This is a genomic window from Borreliella lanei, from assembly GCF_014205895.1.
Lineage (GTDB): Bacteria > Spirochaetota > Spirochaetia > Borreliales > Borreliaceae > Borreliella > Borreliella lanei.
This window is the reverse complement of record NZ_JACHFC010000005.1, coordinates 14,627-20,897: the sequence shown is the minus strand read 5'-3', so window position 1 is coordinate 20,897 and position 6,271 is coordinate 14,627. Positions and strand designations below refer to the sequence as shown.

Genomic DNA, 6,271 nt, shown 5'->3' with positions numbered 1-6,271 from the left:
AAAAGGAAGTTTGTATGAAAAAAATAGCATTTCATATTCAAAAAGGCGGCGTTGGTAAAACTACCTTAAGCGGGAATATTGCAAGTTATTTATCTAAAGCAAGAAAAGTTATATTGGTTGATTGTGATATACAGCAAGGAAGTTCTTCTACATGGTTTCTTAATCATGAAATTCTAAAGCTGGATATTAAAGATTTTCTTTTGAAGAAGGTTGATATAGATCAAGTAGTAAGACAAATACAAAAAAATTTTTATATTTTGCCATGTGTGCCGAGTGGAACTTTTAGAAGAGATGTGCAACATGAATTGCAAGATTTTCCATATTTGATAGATGATTTTTGCTTGGAATTGGAGAAATTGGGATTTGAATTTGCAATTTTTGATTTATCTCCCAGTTTTGAGCTTTGGGAGCGAAGAATTATTCTTGCAATGTGTGAGGTTGTTACTCCACTGACTCCAGAATTTCTAAGTCTTGAAGGAATTAATATTTTTAAAGAAGAGTTTGATTCTTTGTTAAAATCTTATAGAAAAAAGGTTAAACATGAGAAAATTATTTGTAATATGCTTAATAAAAGTTTTAAAAGGCATAATTTACACTTGGAGCAATTTAAAACTTTTGGATATGACCTTTATGAGGTTGGACAAGATTCTAAAATAGCAGAATCTCAGCTATATAAGAAGTCGATTTTTGATTATTATCCTGAGAGTAGGTCTATCTTAGAACTTTCAAGATTGGGGGATGCTTTATGCCTATAAGCAAAGAGGTTAATTTAGAAGAAATTATTAAACAAAATGTTAGCAAATCTAAATTTGCTTTTCATGACGACGATGTTATTAGCAATAACATTTCAAATGTTAAGCCTAGTAGATCAAAGATGACGATCAAACAAATAAGTGTAGGATTGAAATATGAATATTGGGTTGAATTTTATTCTATTTTAGAAAAAAAGGGGTTAACAGCTTCTGGTTTTATAAGAACTTTAATTATGGAATATATAGAAGCTTCTAAGAAATAAATAATCTTTGATGAAGATGCTTTCTTTAGATTATTGATAAATTTAGCAGGGTGAATGTTTATAATTCAATTCTTATTATAATTGAATTCATTTATGGTTATTCCCTATAAGGAATACCCATAAATTTGTAAAGACGGAACAGAAGTCCGTCGTTTATGCTTATATTTAGTAATTAGTGCTCGGTGGATAAATTAATAAAATATATGCAGTGATTATCAAAAGTTGTTTTATATTCTATATATACCAAGTAATTATAATATATGGGTGACTGATAAAGCGTAAAAAAATAGAATATATTCTGACACTAATCAAGATAAATTTTTAAAAAGTATTTAGGGGTGGAAGATTTTTGTAAAATAAAATTTTAAATGATAATAGGAAAGATTCTTATGGAAAAATAGGAAAAATTTTGGTATTAATCTAGGTGAATATAAAAGTAAATTTCCATCCTTATTAAAGGAAGTTGATACTTTAATTCTTTGTGGCGCACGGATTAATTCAACTTCTATGTATAATTTTTATATAAATTTAAAAAGGAATCAAAACGCAGGTATTTTCCAAATATAAGAGTATAAAAATAGTTAAATTTTTAGAGCTAATATAAAGCTTATTAAAATAGGATTTATGTTATATCTACATAGAAGCATTATAATAGTAATAAACTTATTAAAAATATAGTAGTAGTAGAAAAAAATGCCGATAATAAATATTTATTTAAGCAGCAGTTTAAGCGCTTAGATTTAAAATAACAATAAAACCAAGGCTTAAAAATAATAAAAAAGAGTGGTTAAGGGGGAAAAACAATCATACTAAATATTTATGAAAAATAAAAATAAGCTTAAAAAATACTAAAGATAACCTAATAAGTTGTCATATAGGATGAATAAATAATTTATTTTGATAATCTTTGATTTATAAATAGTAGTTAGCTTGTTGGATGGATACAGTCATTTGGCTTAATTGCAATTAATACAATAAGTTAAATCATTGTATTAATTGCAATTAAAGTTATTGATATTATAATAAATATATAAAACTTATTTTTAATAATTAATAGATAAAAAATTAATTTTAACATTTCTATTAATAATAAAAAAATATCAAAACATTTTTTACAAAATCTGATGAATTTTGTAAAAAATGTTTTTAGTTGTATATGAAAGTATATTATACACATAGTCAAGCATGAATACACGATTATCGCTGTCATAAAAATTTTAATTCTCCTTCAATTTTAGTCTATCTCAATTTTTTAAAAATTCCATTTTTGTTTATCGATAGCTCTGTATGCATTTGTTGAATGCATGTTATAATTTTAATATTTGAGAGTGTTTTAAATACCGGTTTAGTTGCGTTGTTGTTTGAAAAGTTTCCATACAAGAAATTTTTTTGTTTTCCCTTTTTTACTGATCTTGTTACATTTGATGGGTATTCTTTTTTTCTCTAGGCTTTGAATTAAAAATAATAATCATATTATCTATATAATCTTTATTTAATGTTTTAAATAAAGATTATTGATCTAGAGCTAAGACATAGTTAGAATTTGTTTTTCAAATTTTAAAATAATAAGATTTGCTAGGCAATATTATTGGATTTTTATATATTTTGGTTGCAAACTCTTCAAGCGTTATATCATTTTAACCAATTCTAATAGATTATACTTGAGAAAATATTTCTTGGGATTGTTGCTTTTAAAAAGTTTGGTGTTATAAAATATTTTAAAATTTCTTCTTTGAGATATAAATTAATATTTTTTCTCCCATATTTTGTGGAAGCTTTTATATTTTCTGGTTGTTTATAGGAAATGTTTTTTCTTATTTTTCCAATTTAAGTGGCTTGATATAAATGGTATTTTTTTATACTTTTATTTAGCATAGTTTGTATTTCTTTTAAAGTAAAATATTCTTTGTTTTTATTGGCAATAAGAACCATTAAATTCCCCAGTTTTACATATATGTTGTGTAGTTTGCTATAAGCAGGCCAATGTGTTAAACGAAGAGTAAAAGCTATTCTTTTCTTTTTTTTAAAATTGTAAAGCACTTTATACTAAATAACTATAAACTAGTTTATAGTTATTTAGTATAAAGTGCTTTACAATTTTAAAAAAAAGAAAAGAATAGCTTTTACTCTTCGTTTAACACATTGGCCTGCTTATAGCAAACTACACAACATATATGTAAAACTGGGGAATTTAATGGTTCTTATTGCCAATAAAAACAAAGAATATTTTACTTTAAAAGAAATACAAACTATGCTAAATAAAAGTATAAAAAAATACCATTTATATCAAGCCACTTAAATTGGAAAAATAAGAAAAAACATTTCCTATAAACAACCAGAAAATATAAAAGCTTCCACAAAATATGGGAGAAAAAATATTAATTTATATCTCAAAGAAGAAATTTTAAAATATTTTATAACACCAAACTTTTTAAAAGCAACAATCCCAAGAAATATTTTCTCAAGTATAATCTATTAGAATTGGTTAAAATGATATAACGCTTGAAGAGTTTGCAACCAAAATATATAAAAATCCAATAATATTGCCTAGCAAATCTTATTATTTTAAAATTTGAAAAACAAATTCTAACTATGTCTTAGCTCTAGATCAATAATCTTTATTTAAAACATTAAATAAAGATTATATAGATAATATGATTATTATTTTTAATTCAAAGCCTAGAGAAAAAAAGAATACCCATCAAATGTAACAAGATCAGTAAAAAAGGGAAAACAAAAAAATTTCTTGTATGGAAACTTTTCAAACAACAACGCAACTAAACCGGTATTTAAAACACTCTCAAATATTAAAATTATAACATGCATTCAACAAATGCATACAGAGCTATCGATAAACAAAAATGGAATTTTTAAAAAATTGAGATAGACTAAAATTGAAGGAGAATTAAAATTTTTATGACAGCGATAATCGTGTATTCATGCTTGACTATGTGTATAATATACTTTCATATACAACTAAAAACATTTTTTACAAAATTCATCAGATTTTGTAAAAAATGTTTTGATATTTTTTTATTATTAATAGAAATGTTAAAATTAATTTTTTATCTATTAATTATTAAAAATAAGTTTTATATATTTATTATAATATCAATAACTTTAATTGCAATTAATACAATGATTTAACTTATTGTATTAATTGCAATTAAGCCAAATGACTGTATCCATCCAACAAGCTAACTACTATTTATAAATCAAAGATTATCAAAATAAATTATTTATTCATCCTATATGACAACTTATTAGGTTATCTTTAGTATTTTTTAAGCTTATTTTTATTTTTCATAAATATTTAGTATGATTGTTTTTCCCCCTTAACCACTCTTTTTTATTATTTTTAAGCCTTGGTTTTATTGTTATTTTAAATCTAAGCGCTTAAACTGCTGCTTAAATAAATATTTATTATCGGCATTTTTTTCTACTACTACTATATTTTTAATAAGTTTATTACTATTATAATGCTTCTATGTAGATATAACATAAATCCTATTTTAATAAGCTTTATATTAGCTCTAAAAATTTAACTATTTTTATACTCTTATATTTGGAAAATACCTGCGTTTTGATTCCTTTTTAAATTTATATAAAAATTATACATAGAAGTTGAATTAATCCGTGCGCCACAAAGAATTAAAGTATCAACTTCCTTTAATAAGGATGGAAATTTACTTTTATATTCACCTAGATTAATACCAAAATTTTTCCTATTTTTCCATAAGAATCTTTCCTATTATCATTTAAAATTTTATTTTACAAAAATCTTCCACCCCTAAATACTTTTTAAAAATTTATCTTGATTAGTGTCAGAATATATTCTATTTTTTTACGCTTTATCAGTCACCCATATATTATAATTACTTGGTATATATAGAATATAAAACAACTTTTGATAATCACTGCATATATTTTATTAATTTATCCACCGAGCACTAATTACTAAATATAAGCATAAACGACGGACTTCTGTTCCGTCTTTACAAATTTATGGGTATTCCTTATAGGGAATAACCATAAATGAATTCAATTATAATAAGAATTGAATTATAAACATTCACCCTGCTAAATTTATCAATAATCTAAAGAAAGCATCTTCATCAAAGATTATTTATTTCTTAGAAGCTTCTATATATTCCATAATTAAAGTTCTTATAAAACCAGAAGCTGTTAACCCCTTTTTTTCTAAAATAGAATAAAATTCAACCCAATATTCATATTTCAATCCTACACTTATTTGTTTGATCGTCATCTTTGATCTACTAGGCTTAACATTTGAAATGTTATTGCTAATAACATCGTCGTCATGAAAAGCAAATTTAGATTTGCTAACATTTTGTTTAATAATTTCTTCTAAATTAACCTCTTTGCTTATAGGCATAAAGCATCCCCCAATCTTGAAAGTTCTAAGATAGACCTACTCTCAGGATAATAATCAAAAATCGACTTCTTATATAGCTGAGATTCTGCTATTTTAGAATCTTGTCCAACCTCATAAAGGTCATATCCAAAAGTTTTAAATTGCTCCAAGTGTAAATTATGCCTTTTAAAACTTTTATTAAGCATATTACAAATAATTTTCTCATGTTTAACCTTTTTTCTATAAGATTTTAACAAAGAATCAAACTCTTCTTTAAAAATATTAATTACTTCAAGACTTAGAAATTCTGGAGTCAGTGGAGTAACAACCTCACACATTGCAAGAATAATTCTTCGCTCCCAAAGCTCAAAACTGGGAGATAAATCAAAAATTGCAAATTCAAATCCCAATTTCTCCAATTCCAAGCAAAAATCATCTATCAAATATGGAAAATCTTGCAATTCATGTTGCACATCTCTTCTAAAAGTTCCACTCGGCACACATGGCAAAATATAAAAATTTTTTTGTATTTGTCTTACTACTTGATCTATATCAACCTTCTTCAAAAGAAAATCTTTAATATCCAGCTTTAGAATTTCATGATTAAGAAACCATGTAGAAGAACTTCCTTGCTGTATATCACAATCAACCAATATAACTTTTCTTGCTTTAGATAAATAACTTGCAATATTCCCGCTTAAGGTAGTTTTACCAACGCCGCCTTTTTGAATATGAAATGCTATTTTTTTCATACAAACTTCCTTTTAATTATTTTATATCATATATTAATTATTTTATATCATATATTAATTATTTTATATCATATATTAATTATTTTATATCATATATTAATTATTTTATATCATATATTAATTATTTTA

At 24.3% G+C, this 6,271-nt stretch carries 4 protein-coding genes; 2 read left to right on the top strand and 2 right to left on the bottom strand.

From position 1 onward, the window contains the following. Together HNQ06_RS04645 and HNQ06_RS04640 are read left to right on the top strand one after the other, a co-directional pair. Window positions 1–755, top strand: a 755-nt coding sequence (locus tag HNQ06_RS04645) for a ParA family protein (protein WP_246343371.1), incomplete at its 5' end; no start/stop codon positions are given. Further along, the gene (locus tag HNQ06_RS04640; protein WP_184107778.1) at window positions 746–1,015 is read left to right on the top strand and encodes a hypothetical protein; all 270 of its coding nucleotides are present in this window, start codon (window positions 746–748) and stop codon (window positions 1,013–1,015) included. The genes HNQ06_RS04645 and HNQ06_RS04640, both read left to right, overlap by 10 nt. A 4,126-nt stretch (window positions 1,016–5,141) precedes the next feature. Here HNQ06_RS04640 and HNQ06_RS04635 read toward each other — a convergent pair. Both HNQ06_RS04635 and HNQ06_RS04630 read right to left on the bottom strand, forming a co-directional pair. After that, the gene (locus HNQ06_RS04635) at window positions 5,142–5,411 is read right to left on the bottom strand and encodes a hypothetical protein (RefSeq protein WP_184107778.1); all 270 of its coding nucleotides are present in this window, start codon (window positions 5,409–5,411) and stop codon (window positions 5,142–5,144) included. Then, window positions 5,402–6,142 (bottom strand): ParA family protein, encoded by a 741-nt coding sequence (locus tag HNQ06_RS04630; RefSeq protein WP_184107777.1) that lies wholly within the window; start codon window positions 6,140–6,142, stop codon window positions 5,402–5,404. The genes HNQ06_RS04635 and HNQ06_RS04630 overlap by 10 nt, the downstream gene beginning before the upstream one ends. Window positions 6,143–6,271 lie beyond the last annotated feature (129 nt).